This window comes from Xanthomonas sp. LF07-6 (assembly GCF_034105445.1).
Classification (GTDB): domain Bacteria; phylum Pseudomonadota; class Gammaproteobacteria; order Xanthomonadales; family Xanthomonadaceae; genus Xanthomonas_A; species Xanthomonas_A sontii.
On the sequence record NZ_JAXGGI010000006.1, the window covers coordinates 60,897 to 77,663 of the forward strand.

Genomic DNA, 16,767 nt, shown 5'->3' on the forward strand with positions numbered 1-16,767 from the left:
CCGGTATGCTGCGCAGGCGCAAGACGCCTTCCTTTCGGAGCTTTCCATGAACCAACCCGTGCGTCGCAGCCCCGTCGCCAACTTCTTCGTCGGCCTGTGGGATGTGATGAACTTCACCCGCCGGTTGATCTTCAACCTGGTGTTCTTCGGTTTCCTGTTGCTGATCCTGCTGGCGATGGTGTTCGCCATGGCGCGCGGCGACGGCGGCAAGGCGCTGCGCGACCGCACCACGCTGCTGATCGCGCCGGAAGGCAAGCTGGTCGAGCAGTTCAGCGCCGACCCGGTCAGCCGCGCGCTGGCCAAGGCGATGAACGACAAGGGCGCGCAGGAGATCCAGTTGCGCGACCTGGTGCGCGCCATCGAGGCGGCCAAGACCGACCCGAAGATCGAGCGCGTGGCGCTGCGCCTGGACAAGCTGCAGCCCAGCGGCTTCGCCTCGATGCGCGAGGTGGAGAAGGCGCTGCAGGACCTGCGCAGCTCCGGCAAGCAGATCGTCGCCTACAGCGACAACCTGAATCAGTGGCAGTACCTGCTGGCCGCGCAGGCCAACGAGGTCTACCTGGACCCGATGGGCTCGATGACCCTGGAAGGCCTGGGCCGCTACCGCCAGTACTTCCGCGAGGGCCTGCAGGACAAGCTCGGCGTGGACGTGCACCTGTTCAAGGTCGGCGAATACAAGTCCGCCGCCGAGCCGTACGTGCTCGACGCGGCCTCGGCGGCGTCCAAGGAAGCCGACCTGTTCTGGATGAACGACGTATGGCAGCGCTACGTGGCCGACATCGCCAAGGCGCGCAAGCTGGCGCCTGAGCAGATCAACGCCGGCATCGACACCATGCCCGAGGGCGTGGCCGCCGCCGGTGGCGACCTGGCCAAGTTCGCCCTGCAGCAGAAGCTGGTGGACGGCCTGAAGACCCGCGAGGACGTCGATCAGTTGCTGGCCAAGCGTGGCGTCGCCGACGACGATGCCGACACCGGCTACCGCAACGTCGACCTGGACGGCTACCTGCAGCAGCTGGACCTGCGCCGTTCGCCGGTGGACTCGCGTCCGCAGGTGGCGGTGGTGGTCGCCGCGGGCGAGATCAGCGGCGGCGAACAGCCGGCCGGCCGCATCGGCGGCGAGTCGACCGCGGCGCTGCTGCGCCAGGCGCGCGACGACGACGCGGTCAAGGCGGTGGTGCTGCGCGTGGATTCGCCCGGCGGCGAAGTGTTCGCCTCCGAGCAGATCCGCCGCGAGGTGGTGGCGCTGAAGGCCGCCGGCAAGCCTGTGGTGGTGTCGATGGGCGACCTGGCCGCGTCCGGCGGCTACTGGATCAGCATGAACGCCGATCGCATCTACGCCGATCCGTCGACGATCACCGGCTCGATCGGCATCTTCGGCATGATCCCCAACATCACCCGCACCCTGGACAAGATCGGCGTGCACACCGACGGCGTCGGCACCACCCGTTTCGCCGGCGCCTTCGACATGACCCGGCCGATGGATCCGGCGGTGGGCCAACTGATCCAGTCGGTGATCAACAAGGGCTATGCCGACTTCACCGGCAAGGTCGCGCAGGCGCGCGGCAAGTCGGTCGAGGCCATCGACCAGGTCGCGCGCGGCCGCGTGTGGAGCGGTGCGCAGGCCAAGGAGCGCGGGCTGGTGGACGCGTTCGGCGGCTTCAAGGACGCGGTGGCCGATGCCGCCGCGCGCGCCAAGCTGGGCGGCCCGGACAAGTACCGGGTGCGCTACGTCGAGAAGCCGGCCACGCCGTTCGCGCAGTTCGTCAGCGGGTTCGCCGGCAGCCGCCTGGGCGTGTGGATGCTGAGCGACTCGGCGCTGGGCCACGCCCTGCTGGCGCGCAGCCTGCCGGAACTGGACACCCAGCTGCGCTTCGTCAAGGACGCGGCCGACACCCGTCCGGGCGCGCCGGTGAAGGCGCTGGCCTACTGCTTCTGCGGTCTGTAAGCCGGCCCTACGCCGGCAGCGGCGCGCTCTTGCGGGCACGTCGCCTGCTTCCTGCAACGCCGGCCCCCGTGGCCGGCGTTGTTCATTGCGCGGTCGCGGCGTCGAGCGCGGCGTTCTGCGCGGCCGCGGCGTGGTCGAGCGTGGCCTGGGTCTGCCTGGCGCGATCCAGCGGCTGGGCGATGGCGCTGCGCAATGCGCTGGCCTTCGGCGGTGGCGGCGCATCGGGCGGTTGCGGCGGCTCCGGCTTGCATGCGGCCAGCAGTGCGAGCAGCGGCAATGCCAACGTCATCCTGCGCAGTGGTGCGGACATGGCGGCGACCTCCTCGAGGGTGGAGGTATCATCCTACGCCTCCCATGTGAGCAGACAGGCACGCGCATGCAGCACCGTTGGCGGCTGGACGGACAGACCGCGCTGATCACCGGCGCCAGCGCCGGCATCGGCCTGGCGATCGCGCGCGAACTGCTCGGGTTCGGCGCCGACCTGCTGCTGGTGGCGCGCGACCTCGACGCGCTGGAAGCGGCGCGCGACGAGTTGCGCGAGACCTTTCCCGAGCGCGAGATCCTGGCGCTGGCCGCCGACGTCGCCGACGACGAGGACCGCCGCGAGATCCTGGACTGGGTCGAGGACCATGCCGATGGCCTGCACCTGCTGATCAACAACGCCGGCGGCAACGTCAGCAAGGCTGCGGTGGACTACACCGAGGACGAGTGGCGCGGCATCTTCGAGACCAACCTGTTCTCCGCGTTCGAGCTGTCGCGCTACGCGCATCCGCTGCTGGCGCAGCACGCGGCCTCGGCGATCGTCAACGTCGGCAGCGTGTCGGGACTGACCCACGTGCGCAGCGGCGCGCCTTACGGCATGACCAAGGCAGCGCTGCACCAGCTCACCCGCAACCTCGCCGCCGAATGGGCCGAGGACGGCATCCGGGTCAATGCGGTGGCGCCCTGGTACATCCGCACCCGCCGCACCTCCGGCCCATTGTCGGATCCGGACTACTACGAGCAAGTGATCGAGCGCACGCCGATGCGCCGTATCGGCGAACCGGAGGAAGTGGCGGCGGCGGTCGGCTTCCTGTGCCTGCCGGCGGCCAGCTACATCACCGGCGAATGCATCGCGGTGGATGGGGGCTTTTTGCGTTATGGGTTCTAGCGGGTCAGCCCTTTGCGTGGCGGCTGCGCGCGCGCAGGGCAGCAGATGAAAGGCGCAGTGCGGTACGCCCCGGGTGATACGGCGTCGGGACTGAAGTCCCTCCCACAAGAAGCTGTGCGCGCGCACCGCGGTGACCGGTTCCTTTGTCTGCCGGCGGCCAGCGACATGACCGGCGAATGCATCGTGGTGGATGGTGGTTTTTGGCTGAGCGCTTTGTTTAGCGCTGCCGGCTGTGGTGCATGCGATCAACTGCGCGCAGCGGAATGCCTAGGAGCGGCTGGAGCCGCTCCTACGAAAACAGGCGCACAGCCACGCGCGCGCGCGATGGGTCACGGTGCACGGCGATCCGGCGCGCCGCACTCGCTGGCCTCGAGCAGGTGCTGGCGGCGTTCGAACTCCGTGCGCAGTGCCTCGGCATGGTCGGGCACGGCGAAACGCCAGTGTGTCTCGGCCTCGGCCACATAGTTCTTCCAGGCATCGCATAGCTGCTCGGCGGGCAGCGGCTGGCACTGGTCGCGCAGCACTTCGCAGGCGCTGCCGCCGGCCTGGTTGGGGCCGCCATCCAGATCCGTCGTGGGCAGCGGCACGCACCGCGGCGGCGGTTCGGCGACCTCTCCGATGTAGGACGCCTGCTCGCGGGTGCTGCAGGTGTACAGCGGCGGGGGCGGCAGCATTGGTGGCGGTGGCGCGGCGGCTGCGTCTGCCGCGGTTGGCGTGTCAGCAGGCGCGGTGGTGGACGCGGCGGTCGTGGCGCGTGCGGGCGGCGGCGATGGCGCGGGCTGGGCGGCGATCGCGGCCGGCAGTGCGGCGCTGCTGACGCCCTGCATGATTTTCTTCTGCTGGCGCATGCCCTTGGGACAGGGCTGGTTCTGGATGGTCAGGTTGTCCTGCGCGTCGGTGCAGCGATAGAACACCACCGGTTCGGCGTGCGCGGCGCCGGCACAGGTCAGCACCACGGCGAGGCAGAGTGCGCGCCGCATCAGCTGCCGCCGCAGTCGCGCGCCAGACGCGCATCGATGCCGCGCTGCTCGGTTTCCATTGCGCGGCGCTCGCTCTGCAGCGCACTGTTGTAGCGACGGATCAGTTCCCAGCGGCGATCGCTCAGGCGTGCGCAGACTTCCTGCTCGGGCAGCGCGGTGCAGGTGTCGCGGATCATCGTGCTGCCGGCCGGCACGATCACGCCGGCGCCGGCGGACACCCCAGGCGGCGGTGGACCGGGAGGGCGCGGGCCGCCGGGCGGAGGCGGTCCCGGCGGGCCGGGCGAGCGACCATCGGGGCCGCGCCCGGATGGCCGTGCGTACGGGCCCTCGGCATAGCCATAGGCCCACAGCGGCACCCAGCGCGGATTGCCGGCGTTGTCGTCGCTGGTGTAACGCGCGCCTTCCGGGGTGACGCACTCGTACATCGGCTGCGCAGGCTGCACGGTGACGATGCGGAGTTCGCGCTGCGGCAGCGGCGCCGGCGAGGCCTGCGCGCGTGCCGGATCGGTGCTGATGGTGGTGGTCGGCCGCGGCGGCGGATCGCGCGGACGCTGCATGTCCAGGACCTGCTGCTGGCGCGCGTTCTCGCAGGGGGCGTTCTGCAGGCTGACCGCGCCGGAAGCGGCGATGCAGCGATAGATGCGCACCGACGCATTGCTGCCGTCGCTGCTGACCGTCTGCGTCTGTTGCGCCCAGCCGGCACCGATCCAGGACGACAGGCTCAGCAGCAGCAATGGGCGGAGAAGGAGGCGCATGCGCGCATCTTGCGCGCCTTGGGCAGCCAGGGAAAGGGCGGGGGAGCGGGGATTCAGGACGCGATGGCGCGGGTGGGGCCGCAGCGGGGTCTTGTCGCGCATCGGGCAGGCCGCGGGTCGGTCAGCGCGCTTCCTGCCGCATTTCGCAGCTGCTGTACGGTGCCGCCGGCCTCGGCCAGGGCGCGCTCGTGCAGTACTGGCGCGTTGATCTGTCGCTGCGAGGCTTCGCCCGACCCTCATCCGGCCCTTCCGGCTACCTTCTCCCAATGGGAGAAGGGAACAGCTAGCCCTCTCCCGTCGGGAGAGGGGTTGGGGTGAGGGTCCGGCGCGAAGCGACTCGTGTAGTTTGAGTGCACCAGGCTGCGCCCGCACCCTCATCCGGCCCTTCGGGCCACCTTCTCCCAATGGGAGAAGGGAACAGCTACCCCTCTCCCGCTGGGAGAGGGGTTGGGGTGAGGGTACGGTGCGCGAAGCGCCCGCGTGGCCCCATCGCGCCATTGCCGCCAGACGCCGACACGGCGGAAGACAGGCGTGCCGCGCTGAAGAGCAGCGCCTCAGGCGCGCAGGATCTCGCCGCTGGCGGCGTCGCGGATCGGGGTGGGCTGGGCCAGGCCGCCGGTCTCGCCGTCGAGCAGGCCGTCGAGGTCGCCCAGCACCAGCGGATCCAGTTCGCTGCGCTGCCGTGCCGGCGGCTCGCCGCCGCGGTTGGCACTGGTCGAGACCAGGGCGCCGCCCCAGGCCCGGCACAGGGCGGCCACCAGCGGATGGGCACTGATCCGCACGGCGATGCCCTGGTGCGCGCCGGTGATCCAGGGCGGCGCATGCGCGGCGGCGGGCAGGATCCAGGTATGCGGTCCGGGCCAACTGGCCAGCACCGCGGCCAGCCGGTCCGGCGGCAGGGCCGACAGGTCGAGCAACGGGCGCAACGGGTCCAGTTCGGCGGCGACCACGATCAGGCCCTTGTCCACGGGTCGCTGCTTGATCCGCAGCAGGCGGGTCACGGCGGTCTCGTCGTGCGGATCGCAGCCCAGGCCCCACACCGCTTCGGTGGGATAGGCGATCACGCCGCCCTTGCGCAGGACGGCGACGGCATGGCTCAGGGACAGGTCGTTCATGCGCGCATCATGCGGCACGTCGTCGTCTAAGGACAATGAGGGTCGGTTGGGCAGGACTCGGGATTTTCGCAAGTCTCCGGCCCGCCGCTTTTCTGTGGGAGGTGCTTCAGCCCCGACGCCTTACCGATAAAGCGTCGGGGGCTGAAGCCCCTCCCACAGGAAAATCGGGTTGTCGCGGATCTTCAGGCGCTGAGAGACGCCGTCGGCACCGCGAGAAGGCGGCTCGGCGCCCGCGCTCATACTATTCGAGGGGGTGCATCGGGCCGCCCTGGGCCATCCGCAGAGCGGCTCAGCCGCCCTTGGCCACGGTCTTCTTCGCCGCCTTCTTCACCGTTTTCTTGGCGGTTTTCTTCGCGGCCTTCTTGACCGCTTTCTTCGCCGCCGGCTTGGCCGGGGCGTCGGCCGCGGCCTTCTTCGCCGCGCTCTTCTTCGGCGCGGCTTCCTTCTTGGCGGCGGCCTTCTTGGCGCCGAAGCCCTTGCGCACCGGCTTGCCGGTTTCCTCCAGCAGCTTCTGCACTTCGTCCAGGCTCAGCGAGGCGGGCTCGCGATCCTTGGGGATCTTGCCGTTGAGCTTGCCGTCGCTGATGTACGGGCCGAAGCGGCCGTTGAGTACCTGGATGTCGCTGCCGGGAAATTCCTTGATGATGCGGTTGCGCGCGATCTCTTCCTTCTCCTCGATCAGGAACACCGCACGGGCCAGATCGATGGTGTAGGGATCGTCTTCCTTCTTCAGCGAGGCGTAGACGCTACCGCGCTTGGCGAACGGGCCGAAGCGGCCGATGCCGACGCTGACCTCCTCGCCCTGGTCCTGGCCGAGGCTGCGCGGCATCAGGAACAGCTCCAGCGCCTCCTCCAGGGTGATGGTGTGCATGCTCTGGCCGGGCCGCAGCGACGCGAATTTGGGCTTGTCCTCGGCGTCCTCGGCGGTGCTGCCGATCGCCGCGTACGGCCCGAAGCGGCCCAGGCGCACGCTCACCGGCTTGCCGGTCTTGGGGTCGGTGCCGAGCTCGCGCGCACCGCTGGCTTCGGCGCGGTCGACCGATTCCTTCTTGTCCTCGACCAGTTCCTTGAACGGCTCCCAGAAGCGCGACATCAGCGGGACCCACTCCTCCTCGCCGCGCGAGACCGCGTCCAGCTCGTCTTCGAGCTTGGCGGTGAAGTCGTAGTCCACGTACTGGGTGAAGTGGCTGGACAGGAACTTGGACACCGCGCGGCCGACGTCGGACGGGCGGAAGCTGCGGCCTTCCATCTCCACGTACTTGCGGAACAGCAGGGTCTGGATGATCGAGGCGTAGGTCGAGGGACGGCCGATGCCATACTCTTCCAGCGCCTTCACCAGCGCCGCTTCGGTGAAGCGCGGCGGCGGCTGGGTGAAGTGCTGCTCGGCCAGGATGCGTTCCAGCGGCACGCGGTCGCCAGGCTTCATCGCCGGCAGCTTGCGGCCTTCGTCCTCGTCCTCGGCGCTCTTGTTGTCCTTGCCTTCCTCGTACACGGCCAGGAAGCCGGGGACCACCACGGTGGTACCGCTGGCGCGGAACACGTGTTCGCTGCCGGCCGACAGGTCGACGCTGACGGTGTTGAGCGTGGCCGGAATCATCTGGCAGGCCACCGCACGCTTCCAGATCAGCTCGTACAGCTTGCGCTCGTCGTCGGTCAGGAAGCGGGCCACCTGCGACGGGGTACGCAGCGCCGAGGTCGGACGCACCGCTTCGTGCGCTTCCTGGGCGTTCTTGGACTTGGTCTGGTAGGTGTTGGGCTGGTCCGGCAGCGAGGCGATGCCGTAGTCGCGGGCGATCACGTCGCGGATCTCGGCCAGCGCGTCCTGCGACAGGTTGACCGAGTCGGTACGCATGTACGAGATCAGGCCGACCGTGCCTTCGTCGCCGATCGCCACGCCTTCGTACAGCTTCTGCGCCACCTGCATGGTCTTGCGGGTGGTGAAGCCGAGCTTGCGCGAGGCTTCCTGCTGCAGCGTGGAGGTGGTGAACGGCGGCGCCGGGCGGCGCTTGCGCTCCTTGCTGGCGACGTCGGTGACGTGCAGCGCGCCCTGCGCGGCCTGCTGGATGCGCAGGCGCGCAGATTCGGCGGTGTCGCCGTCGGTGATGGTGAACTGCTCGAACTTCTGCCCGTCGAGCTTGATCAGCTTGGCGTTGAAGTGCTGCGAGGGGTGCGCGCAATCGGCGGCGATGGACCAGTACTCGCGGGCGATGAAGGCTTCGATTTCCTCCTCGCGCTCGACGATCATGCGCAGCGCCGGCGACTGCACGCGGCCGGCGGACAGACCGCGCTGCACCTTGCGCCACAGCACCGGCGACAGGTTGAAGCCGACCAGGTAGTCCAGCGCGCGGCGGGCCTGCTGCGCATCGACCAGGTCGCCGGCGATCTGCCGAGGTTGCGCCATCGCTTCCTTGATCGCGCGCGGGGTGATCTCGGTGAACACCACCCGGTGCAGCGGCTTGCCCTTGAGCAGCCCGCGCTCCTGCAGGATCTCGGCGATGTGCCAGCTGATCGCCTCGCCCTCGCGGTCCGGGTCGGTCGCCAGGTAGATGTCCTCGGCCGCCTTGGCCGCCTTGGCGATGGCCTCCACGTGCTTCTCGTTCTTGTCGATCAGCGCGTAGCGCATCGCGAAGCCGTCGTCCGGATCCACTGCGCCTTCCTTCGGGATCAGGTCGCGCACGTGCCCATACGAGGCCAGGACGTGGAAATCCTTGCCGAGGTATTTGTTGATCGTCTTGGCCTTGGCGGGCGATTCGACGATGAGCAGGTGCTTGGACATGGCGGGTCGGGCTTCGATGGGCGTGGGCGGACGCCCTGGGGGCGGTAGGGTGGCGCAATTGCTCCGGTTAGTGAAGCGTTGCGGTCTCGCAGAGAAGCCGACGCCCGGGATGGAACCCCCGGGCGTTCAGCTACGGCGCTTATTTATTAGTGGGCATGTCCGGCGCCCGCTGTCAAGCCGGCGCCTGCCGGCCGGGCAGGCGCGCGGGCGGCGGCGGGGGTTCCCGGAGCCCGCCGGACTCAGTGCCAGCCGCCCTTGGCGGCCACGCCGATCGCCAGCGCCACCACCAGCAGCGCCGCTGCCGACAGCAGGCCGAACAGGGCCAGGATCACCACCGTGACCGTGCCCAGCTTGCGCTGCTGCCATTCCGGGTGGTCGGTGTAGGCCCACTTGTCCACCACCAGGGTGTCGCAGAGCATGTCGTGCAGGGCCTGCTTGCGCTCGGTGAAGGCCGCCATCAGCAGGCCGATGCCCAGGGTCAGGCTGCTCAGCATGAAGCCGAAGTAGCGGCCCACGCCGCGGGACAAGGTGATGCGGCTGCCGTCGGTGCGCACCACCTTGATGCCGACCGCCATTTTGCCCAGCGTGGCCTGCTTGGTGGAGGCGTGGAACAGGCCGTAGTACAGCGCCGCGATCGCCATCGGCAGCAGGTACAGCAGGAGCAGCATGACGATGCCGGCGGCAGTGCTGAAGTCCGGCTGCTTGCCGAAGCCGGTGATCCCGAAGAAGCCCAGCATCACCACGAACTGGATCACGTTGGCGACGATGCCGACCAGGAACGCGTCGATCAGGTAGGCGGCCACGCGTTTCCAGAAACCGGCCTGCACCACCTCGCCGCCGCCGACCACCCGCGCGCCACCGTCGAGCACGGCGCTGGGCGCCGCATAGGGCGACGCCGCCACGGCCGGCGCGGGCGCGGTCCAGGCGTCGGGGACGGTCGCGGCCGGGGGCGGAGGAGGAGTCTCTCGGTCAACCTCGATCGGGGCAATCGCAGGCGCCGGTGCCTGGGTCAGGCCGAGTTCGTCGACGAACTCGGCCAGGGTGCGCCATTCGCTCAGGCCCTCGCGCCAGACCAGGGTGGACAATCCGATCTCGCCGCGCTGGAAGCGCTGCTGCAGGTCGGCGGCCGCTAGCGGCCCATGGCGCTGCTGCGCTGCGTCGGCGTAGTACCACTCAGTCATTCTGTTCCCCGGGAGTTGCAGTCGAAAACGGTGCGCCGGTCAGCCGCCGCGGCAGTGGACCGGCAGGACGCGATCGTCCAGGTCGGAACTGCAGTTCCAGGCGGACGTGCGCTCATCGTAGTCCAGCCACAGCGCTTTGCCATCCAGGCGCTTGTGGTCGGGCAGGTGCAGGGTGGCTTCCAGGCCGCAGTGGCCGTTGTCGAAGCGGCCGACCCGCACCTGCGCGATGGTGTCGCCGGCATAGCTCTGCGGTGCGCCGAAGCCGGTGTCGCCGTTGACCGCGCAGCGGTGCTCCTGTGCATTGAAGGCGGCGATCTGGTCCTTCAGCGGCGCCAGGTGGTCGAGCGCCTGCGCGACCTTCGCGCGTGCCAGGTAGTCCTGGTAGGCGGGCAGGGCGATCGCCGCGGCGATGCCCAGGAACGCCACCAGCAGCACGCCGACGATGGTGCCGACGATGGCCATGATCGCGCAGCCGGACAGGCCGCTGCGCGGCGCGGCGGTGGCAGCGGGGGGCACGGGCGCGGCCGTCTGGAGCGGTGGCGGCAAGGGCGGCGGGGTGGGGGCGTCGGGCAGGCCCAGTTCGGCGGCGACCGCGTGCAGCGGCCGCCACTCCGGCAGGCCTTCGCGCCAGACCAGGGTCTCGCGCTGCAGGCGGCCGTCGTGCAGGCGTTCCAGCAGGGCGGACGCCGGCAACGGGCCGTGCCGCTCGCGCGCGGCATCGACGTAGTACCAGATCGCCAATGGGGAAGTGTCTTCGTGCATCCGTGCGCGACCGTCAGCGACTCAGTGAACCGGCTCCGGCTCGTCGACGAACATCTGCGTTTCCATCCACGCGTACGCCGCCTCGGCACCAGGCTGGTTGAACAGCACCATCAGCACCACCCACTTCAGGTCGTCCAGATCCAGTTCGTCCTGATCCAGCGCCATGGCCCGGTCCAGCACCAACTCGCGCTGGTCGCTGTCGAGGATGCCGTGCTGCTCCAGGAACAGCAGGAAGCCGCGGCATTCCACGTCGAGCTTGTCCAGTTCCGGACCGTGGTAGATGCGGATCGGGCCATCGATGCGCGGCTGCGCCACGGCCGGGCGCTGGTCGGCCAGGGCGTCGAGCCAGTCGAACGCCTTGCTGATCTCGGTGGGGCTGAAACCGGCCTGGATCAGGCCATTCTGGAGGGAGTCGCGATCGCGGACCGGATCCGCGTCTTCGCTGAAATAGTGTTCGAACAGGTACAGCAGGACATCCAGAATGCTCTCTTTCATTGCCCCTCGGCCTGCGTCGCGAGACGCTGTGGAGGTGAAGAAACTAGGGTTTGCGGGTGTAACGACCGCGTTCGACCGCCACGTAGCCATCCAGTTCCATGGCCAGCAGCATGGAGGACGCCGCTGCGGCCGTCAATCCGCTGCGTGCGATCACTGAATCCATACAGATGGGGTCGTGGCCCAGCGCCTGCCACAAGCGCTGGTAGTCGGGGTGGGGGAAGGCCGGTGTGGCCGCGCGCGCGGTGCTGGCTCCCTGTGTGGGGGCGTTCAGGCGCCCGCGCAAGGCGTCGGCCAGTTCGGCGGCCAGGGGCGCGACCCCGGCCAGCACCTCCTCGGCGCTTTCCACCAGCCCGGCGCCGTCGCGGATCAGCCGATGGCAGCCGCGCGCCAGCGGATTGTGGATCGAGCCGGGCAGGGCGAATACCTCGCGCCCGGCCTCGGCGGCCAGCCGCGCGGTGATCAGCGCGCCGGAGCGGGTGGCCGCCTCGATCACCAGGGTCGCCAGGCTCAGTCCGGCGATGATCCGGTTGCGCGCCGGGAAGTGCCCCGCCCGCGCCGGCGTGCCGGGCGGGTGCTCGCTGACCACCGCGCCGCGTTCGGCGATCTGGCGGCGCAGGGCGGCGTGCTGGCGCGGGTAGGCCAGGTCGGGGCCGGTGCCGACCACCGCCACGGTCAGCCCGTCCGCGCGCGACAGTGCGGCCCGGTGCGCGGCGGCATCCACGCCGCTGGCCATGCCGCTGGTCACCGCAAAGCCGGCCGTGGCCAGGGCCAGGGCGAAGCCGTAGGCGTTGTCGCGGCCGCCGGCGCTGGGGGCGCGGCTGCCGACCACGGCCACGGCCGGATGCCACAGCACCGTGGGATCGCCGTCCACGTACAGCGCCAGTGGCGGATTGGGCGTGCGCCGCAACAGGGCCGGGTAGTCGGCATCGTGGCAGCCCAGCAGGTGCCGACCTGGTTGCGCCAGCCAGTGCTCGGCGGTGTCCAGCGCGGCGCGGTCGGGCCGCTGCAACGCGGCGATCTGCGCCGCATCCAGGCCGGCGGCCTGCCAGCCGGCGGGACCGGCGGCCAGCGCCGCGGCCGGGCTGCCGTGTTGCTCCAGCAGCAGCCGGCGTGGGGCGCTGGCGCCGCCGGCCAGCGACAGGCGCAGCAGGGCCGGGTCGGCGGGTGTGTGGGCAGGGGCGATGACCGGACTGGACATGCGCCCAGCCTAGGCCGCAGACGCGGACGGCGCCCTCGGGCGCCGTCTGCAATCGCTGTAGGGGGAGTCCCCAGCCGCGGGTCAGCGCGCGTCCGGGTGCTTGACGTCGTAGCCGATCCGGGTCGGCTTGATGCCGTCCATCACCAGCGCGTAGCTGACCTTGTCGAAGGTGCGGAACACCATCGCGTGCGCGGCGTACTCGTCCGGCAGCGCCACGGTACCGCTGCCGCCGGTGAAGCCGTCGTCGGCGCGGGAAGTGTTGGGGTGGCGCACGCGGTCGTTGACCCGGGTGCCGTGGCGCCACAGCGACACCACGGTGCCGTTGTCGATGCCTTCGCGGCGGCCGCCGGAAATGGCGATCACGTCGCGCGGGCCGGCCGCGCTGAACGCGTCGGCCACCGCCAGCACGCGCAGGCCGGCGGCCATCGCCTGCTCGGACGGCGGATGCGGCACGAACTGCAGGTCGTAGGGCTGCGCCTCGACCGGAATCAGGCGGTCGCCGGCGCGCACTTCGCGGGCGTTGTCCTGCAGCAGCAGGCCGGTGGCCTGGCGGCCGTCGGCGGACACGCGGGCGACGGTGCCGATGTTGACCTGGGCCAGTTCGTAGCCGAGGGTCTCGCGGCGCTTGTCCGGCGGCACGAAGGTCTGCCACAGGTTGCCGCTGCCGGGGATGCTGCGGCCTTCGGCGTCGAGGTCGTCGCTGAGCTTGGGCAGCAGGTAGCGCACGGTCGGGCGGACCACGGCGTAGCGCTGGCCGGCCTGGGCCTGGCCGAGGCCGACCGCGTAGACCAGTTGCCCGTCGGTGGCGCGCAGCCGGTTGTCTTCGGTGCCGACCACGTAGGGCAGGTTGTCGATGCGATCGACCACGCGCAGGTTCTTGAGGAACGGCTCCACCTGCGCCAGCGGGATCGCGTCGATCGGCGCGTCCTGGCGCGGGCCCGGCTTGACCTCGGCATGCGCCACCCGGTCCAGGTAGGCCAGGCTGAGCACGTCGCCGGGGTAGATCAGGTGCGGGTTGTGCACCTGCGGATTGGCCTGCCAGATTTCCGGCCACAGCCAGGGCTTGCCGAGGAAGCGCCCGGCGATATCCCACAGCGTATCGCCCTTGCGCACCACGTAGGTGTCGGGGTGTTCGGCGGCCATGCTGGCGGAAGCAGCGTAGGTCGCCACGGTGAGCATCGCCACGGCGACGACCGTACGGAGTCGATTGAACATGAGCGCGAAGCCTGATTCCCCAACAGGTTCGCGCACTATAGTGCAGAACCCTGGTGCGGGCGCAAGCGGCGGGCGCAGAAACGGGTAGAATCCGCAGGTCTTGCCGAATCGTCCGGCGCCCCCATCTTGGGTACCGCTATGGCCCTGCTCCCCATTCTCGAATTCCCCGATCCGCGCCTGCGTACCAAGGCGGTGCCGGTCGACGCCGCCGAGGTCACCTCCGCAGCCTTCCAACGCCTGCTCGACGACATGTTCGAGACCATGTACGACGCGCCCGGCATCGGCCTGGCCGCCAGCCAGGTCGACGTGCACAAGCGCTTCATGGTCATCGACGTCAGCGAGGAGAAGAACGCCCCGCAGGTGTTCATCAACCCGCAGATCGTGCAGCGCGACGGCGAACAGGTGTACCAGGAAGGCTGCCTGTCGGTCCCCGGCATCTACGCCGACGTGACCCGCGCCGACGCCATCACCGTGCGCTACCTGGACCGCCAGGGCCAGCCGCAGGAACTGAGCACCGACGGCCTGCTGGCGGTGTGCGTGCAGCACGAGATGGACCACCTCGACGGCAAGCTGTTCGTCGACTACCTGTCCCCGCTCAAGCGCGAAATGGTGCGCAAGAAGCTGGCCAAGGCGCGCAAGCACGTGGCTTGAAGCGGGGAACCGGGAATGGAGAAACGGGAATCGTAAGTGCGGTACCCGTGGCCTTTCCGGGTTCGCGCTTTTCCCATTCTCCATTCCCCATTCCCCATTCCCGGTTCCCAGCCTCCATGAAACTCGTCTTCGCCGGTACGCCGGACTTCGCCGTGCCGTCGTTGCGCGCGGCTGCGCAGCGCCATGAAGTGGTCGCGGTCTACACCCAGCCGGACCGGCCCGCCGGGCGCGGCCGCGGGCTGACCCCGTCGCCGGTCAAGCTGGAAGCGGTGGCGCGCGGCATCCCGGTGTTGCAGCCGCAGACGCTGCGCGCGCCGGAAACCCTGCAGGCGCTGCGCGCGCTGCAGCCGGACCTGATCGTGGTGGTGGCCTACGGGCTGATCCTGCCCAAGGCGGTGCTGGCGATCCCGACCCATGGCTGCTGGAACGTGCATGCCTCGCTGCTGCCGCGTTGGCGCGGCGCCGCGCCGATCCAGCGCGCGATCGAGGCCGGCGACAGCGAGACCGGGGTGTGCCTGATGCAGATGGAAGCGGGTCTGGATACCGGCCCGGTGCTGTTGTCGCAGCGGACCCCGATCGGTGCCGACGAGACCGGCGGGCAGTTGCACGACCGCCTAGCCGCGCTCGGCGCGCAGGTGCTGGCCGACGGCCTGGGCCTGCTGCGCGCCGGCCTGCGTCCGGTGGCCCAGCCGCAGCCGGAGGCCGGCGTCACCTACGCGCACAAGCTGGACAAGGCGCAGGCGCGGCTGGACTGGCAGCAGCCGGCGGCGCAACTGGCGCGGCAGGTGCGCGCCTTCGATCCGTGGCCGGTCGCCGAGGCGGTACTGGCCGGCGAGCGGGTGCGGGTGCACGGTGCGATCGCGCTGGACCTGGCCCACGGGCAGCAGCCGGGCACGGTGCTGACCGCGTCCAGGCAGGGCATCGACATCGCCTGCGGCCAGGGCGCGCTGCGCCTGCGCGTGCTGCAGCGCGACGGCGGCAAGGCGATCACCGCCGCCGACTACCTCAACGCACGGCGCGACCTGCCGGTCCTGGCCTGAGGCGTCGACCATGCCTGCGTACGCCGCGTTGGGCCTGGCAGGCGCGGCTGTGGCCGCCTCCGCGCTGCGGCGCGGGCGGGCGTCCACTGCGTCGCGCACCCCCATCATCCGCACGCGCAACCACGACACGGCATGCGCGCTAAAGCCTGACACCTCCCGGAGCGCCCGCCGATGACCGCGACGCCCGCCGCTGCGTGGCCGCCGGGCGTGGCCCCGCGGGTGCTTGCCGCCCGCGTGCTGACCGCGGTGATCGACCGCGGCCGCTCGCTCAAGGCCGAACTGGCCGCCGCGTTGCCGACGCTGCCGGATTCGCGCGACCGCGCGCTGGTGGAGGCGATCTGCTTTGCCGTGCTGCGCCGCCGACCGGCCTACGAGGCCGCGCTGCGGATGTGGCTGCAGAAGCAGTTGCCGCAGCGCGACGCCGAACTGCGCGGCCTGCTGCTGGCCGGATTCGCCCAGCTCGATGCGCTGGGCCTGGCGCCGCACGCGGCGCTGTCGGCGACGGTGGAGGCGACGCGCGCGCTGGATCGGCCGCGCCAGGCCGGGCTGGTCAACGCGCTGCTGCGGCGCGCGCTGCGCGACGGGCTGCCGGCGGTGGCCGCCGACGCGGGCTGGCCGCTGTGGCTGCGCGACGCGCTGCGCGCCGACTGGCCGCAGCAGGCCGAGGCGATCTTCGCCGCCAGCCAGCAGCCGGCGCCGCTGTGGCTGCGGGTCAACCGCCAGCGCGGTACCCGCGACGCCTATCTGCAGGAGCTGGCCGCGGCCGGCATCGCCGCGCAGGCCTCGCCGCTGCTGGCCGATGCGATCCGCCTGGAGACGCCGCTGGCGGTGGGCGCCCTGCCGGGCTTCGCCGACGGGCGCGTGTCGGTGCAGGACGGCGCGGCGCAGCAGGTCGCCGACGTGCTGGCGCCGGCGCCGGGCGCGCGCGTGCTCGACGCCTGCGCGGCGCCCGGCGGCAAATCCGCGCACCTGCTCGAACGCGATCCCAGTCTGCGCCTGACCGCGCTGGACGTGGATGCGCGGCGCCTGGCGCGGGTCGGCGAGACCTTCGCGCGCACCGGCGCCGGTGCGCAGGCGCAGCTGCAGGTCGCCGACGCGGCGCAGCCGCAGGACTGGTGGGACGGCGTGCCGTTCGACGCGGTGCTGCTCGACGCGCCGTGTTCGGCCACCGGCATCGTGCGCCGCCAGCCGGACGTGCTGCTGCATCGCCGCCGCGAGGACGTGACCGCCCTGCAGGCGCTGCAGGCGCGCCTGCTCGACGCCGCCTGGCAGGTGCTGCGGCCGGGCGGGGTGCTGGTCTACGCGACCTGCTCGCTGCTGCAGGACGAGAACGCGCGGCAGGTACAGGCGTTGCTGGCGCGGCAACCGGGCGCGGCACTGGAGGATCCGGGCGCGGCCTGCGGGCATGCTTCCGGCGGCGGCCGCCAGCGCTTCCCCGGCGAGCAGGACTGCGACGGTTTCTACTACGCAAGGTTCCGCAAGACGGCATGAACCGGCCCCGGTA

Annotated in this window: 15 protein-coding genes; 5 read left to right on the top strand and 10 right to left on the bottom strand. The window is 70.8% G+C overall.

Translation table 11 applies throughout. The features are described 5' to 3' along the window. The first annotated feature begins 46 nt into the window (after positions 1-46). Positions 47-1,945, top strand: a complete 1,899-nt coding sequence (sppA, locus tag SLW56_RS11520) for a signal peptide peptidase SppA (protein ID WP_320694868.1) — start codon at positions 47-49, stop codon at positions 1,943-1,945. 82 nt (positions 1,946-2,027) lie between these two features. Here the strand turns inward: sppA and SLW56_RS11525 are convergent, their stop codons facing one another. Next, a complete protein-coding gene (locus SLW56_RS11525; protein ID WP_017914852.1) occupies positions 2,028-2,234 on the bottom strand; it encodes a hypothetical protein in 207 nt (68 codons plus the stop codon). A gap of 87 nt (positions 2,235-2,321) precedes the next feature. Between SLW56_RS11525 and SLW56_RS11530 the strand changes: the two genes are divergently transcribed. Continuing rightward, positions 2,322-3,095, top strand: a complete 774-nt coding sequence (locus tag SLW56_RS11530; RefSeq protein WP_017909765.1) for an SDR family oxidoreductase — start codon at positions 2,322-2,324, stop codon at positions 3,093-3,095. A gap of 329 nt (positions 3,096-3,424) precedes the next feature. Here the strand turns inward: SLW56_RS11530 and SLW56_RS11535 are convergent, their stop codons facing one another. From SLW56_RS11535 to SLW56_RS11575, 9 genes are all read right to left on the bottom strand, one after another. Next, on the bottom strand, positions 3,425-4,075 hold the full coding sequence (locus tag SLW56_RS11535; protein ID WP_320694869.1) for a DUF4124 domain-containing protein: 651 nt from the start codon (positions 4,073-4,075) through the stop codon (positions 3,425-3,427). Then, positions 4,075-4,830 (bottom strand): DUF4124 domain-containing protein, encoded by a 756-nt coding sequence (locus SLW56_RS11540; protein WP_267085809.1) that lies wholly within the window; start codon positions 4,828-4,830, stop codon positions 4,075-4,077. Before SLW56_RS11540 ends, SLW56_RS11535 begins: the two co-directional genes overlap by 1 nt. A 554-nt stretch (positions 4,831-5,384) precedes the next feature. Continuing rightward, positions 5,385-5,945: a Sua5/YciO/YrdC/YwlC family protein gene (locus SLW56_RS11545; protein ID WP_295913069.1), complete on the bottom strand. Its 561-nt coding sequence runs from the start codon at positions 5,943-5,945 to the stop codon at positions 5,385-5,387. Between the two features lie 289 nt (positions 5,946-6,234). Next, complete coding sequence (locus SLW56_RS11550; RefSeq protein WP_017913294.1) at positions 6,235-8,721, bottom strand: DNA topoisomerase I; 2,487 nt, start codon at positions 8,719-8,721, stop codon at positions 6,235-6,237. A gap of 239 nt (positions 8,722-8,960) precedes the next feature. Next, positions 8,961-9,902, bottom strand: coding sequence for an RDD family protein (locus tag SLW56_RS11555; RefSeq protein ID WP_320694870.1), 942 nt, complete (start codon positions 9,900-9,902; stop codon positions 8,961-8,963). A gap of 39 nt (positions 9,903-9,941) precedes the next feature. Further along, the gene (locus SLW56_RS11560; protein ID WP_173003432.1) at positions 9,942-10,643 is read right to left on the bottom strand and encodes a pilin; all 702 of its coding nucleotides are present in this window, start codon (positions 10,641-10,643) and stop codon (positions 9,942-9,944) included. A 42-nt stretch (positions 10,644-10,685) separates the two neighbouring features. Then, the gene (locus tag SLW56_RS11565) at positions 10,686-11,159 is read right to left on the bottom strand and encodes a DUF494 family protein (protein ID WP_010340686.1); all 474 of its coding nucleotides are present in this window, start codon (positions 11,157-11,159) and stop codon (positions 10,686-10,688) included. A 43-nt stretch (positions 11,160-11,202) separates the two neighbouring features. Next, a complete protein-coding gene (gene dprA, locus SLW56_RS11570; protein WP_295920423.1) occupies positions 11,203-12,357 on the bottom strand; it encodes a DNA-processing protein DprA in 1,155 nt (384 codons plus the stop codon). A gap of 81 nt (positions 12,358-12,438) precedes the next feature. After that, complete coding sequence (locus tag SLW56_RS11575; RefSeq protein WP_017912905.1) at positions 12,439-13,572, bottom strand: LysM peptidoglycan-binding domain-containing protein; 1,134 nt, start codon at positions 13,570-13,572, stop codon at positions 12,439-12,441. A 138-nt stretch (positions 13,573-13,710) separates the two neighbouring features. Here SLW56_RS11575 and def point away from each other — a divergent pair, with 138 nt between their 5' ends. The 3 genes from def to rsmB all read left to right on the top strand — a co-directional run bounded on the left by def (position 13,711) and on the right by rsmB (position 16,754). Then, complete coding sequence (def, locus tag SLW56_RS11580) at positions 13,711-14,223, top strand: peptide deformylase (protein WP_010340689.1); 513 nt, start codon at positions 13,711-13,713, stop codon at positions 14,221-14,223. A 116-nt stretch (positions 14,224-14,339) separates the two neighbouring features. Further along, a complete protein-coding gene (gene fmt / locus SLW56_RS11585; protein ID WP_267092858.1) occupies positions 14,340-15,263 on the top strand; it encodes a methionyl-tRNA formyltransferase in 924 nt (307 codons plus the stop codon). A 171-nt stretch (positions 15,264-15,434) separates the two neighbouring features. After that, positions 15,435-16,754 (top strand): 16S rRNA (cytosine(967)-C(5))-methyltransferase RsmB, encoded by a 1,320-nt coding sequence (rsmB, locus tag SLW56_RS11590; RefSeq protein WP_320694871.1) that lies wholly within the window; start codon positions 15,435-15,437, stop codon positions 16,752-16,754. Positions 16,755-16,767: the final 13 nt, after the last annotated feature.

What these genes read in the sequence shown, in the direction of transcription:
- sppA (WP_320694868.1), top strand. Translation starts at nt 47, where the DNA reads ATGAACCAACCCGTGCGTCGCAGCCCCGTCGCCAACTTCTTCGTCGGC.
- SLW56_RS11525 (WP_017914852.1), bottom strand. Translation starts at nt 2,234, where the DNA reads ATGACGTTGGCATTGCCGCTGCTCGCACTGCTGGCCGCATGCAAGCCG.
- SLW56_RS11530 (WP_017909765.1), top strand. Translation starts at nt 2,322, where the DNA reads ATGCAGCACCGTTGGCGGCTGGACGGACAGACCGCGCTGATCACCGGC.
- SLW56_RS11535 (WP_320694869.1), bottom strand. Translation starts at nt 4,075, where the DNA reads ATGCGGCGCGCACTCTGCCTCGCCGTGGTGCTGACCTGTGCCGGCGCC.
- SLW56_RS11540 (WP_267085809.1), bottom strand. Translation starts at nt 4,830, where the DNA reads ATGCGCCTCCTTCTCCGCCCATTGCTGCTGCTGAGCCTGTCGTCCTGG.
- SLW56_RS11545 (WP_295913069.1), bottom strand. Translation starts at nt 5,945, where the DNA reads ATGAACGACCTGTCCCTGAGCCATGCCGTCGCCGTCCTGCGCAAGGGC.
- SLW56_RS11550 (WP_017913294.1), bottom strand. Translation starts at nt 8,721, where the DNA reads ATGTCCAAGCACCTGCTCATCGTCGAATCGCCCGCCAAGGCCAAGACG.
- SLW56_RS11555 (WP_320694870.1), bottom strand. Translation starts at nt 9,902, where the DNA reads ATGACTGAGTGGTACTACGCCGACGCAGCGCAGCAGCGCCATGGGCCG.
- SLW56_RS11565 (WP_010340686.1), bottom strand. Translation starts at nt 11,159, where the DNA reads ATGAAAGAGAGCATTCTGGATGTCCTGCTGTACCTGTTCGAACACTAT.
- dprA (WP_295920423.1), bottom strand. Translation starts at nt 12,357, where the DNA reads ATGTCCAGTCCGGTCATCGCCCCTGCCCACACACCCGCCGACCCGGCC.
- SLW56_RS11575 (WP_017912905.1), bottom strand. Translation starts at nt 13,572, where the DNA reads ATGTTCAATCGACTCCGTACGGTCGTCGCCGTGGCGATGCTCACCGTG.
- def (WP_010340689.1), top strand. Translation starts at nt 13,711, where the DNA reads ATGGCCCTGCTCCCCATTCTCGAATTCCCCGATCCGCGCCTGCGTACC.
- fmt (WP_267092858.1), top strand. Translation starts at nt 14,340, where the DNA reads ATGAAACTCGTCTTCGCCGGTACGCCGGACTTCGCCGTGCCGTCGTTG.
- rsmB (WP_320694871.1), top strand. Translation starts at nt 15,435, where the DNA reads ATGACCGCGACGCCCGCCGCTGCGTGGCCGCCGGGCGTGGCCCCGCGG.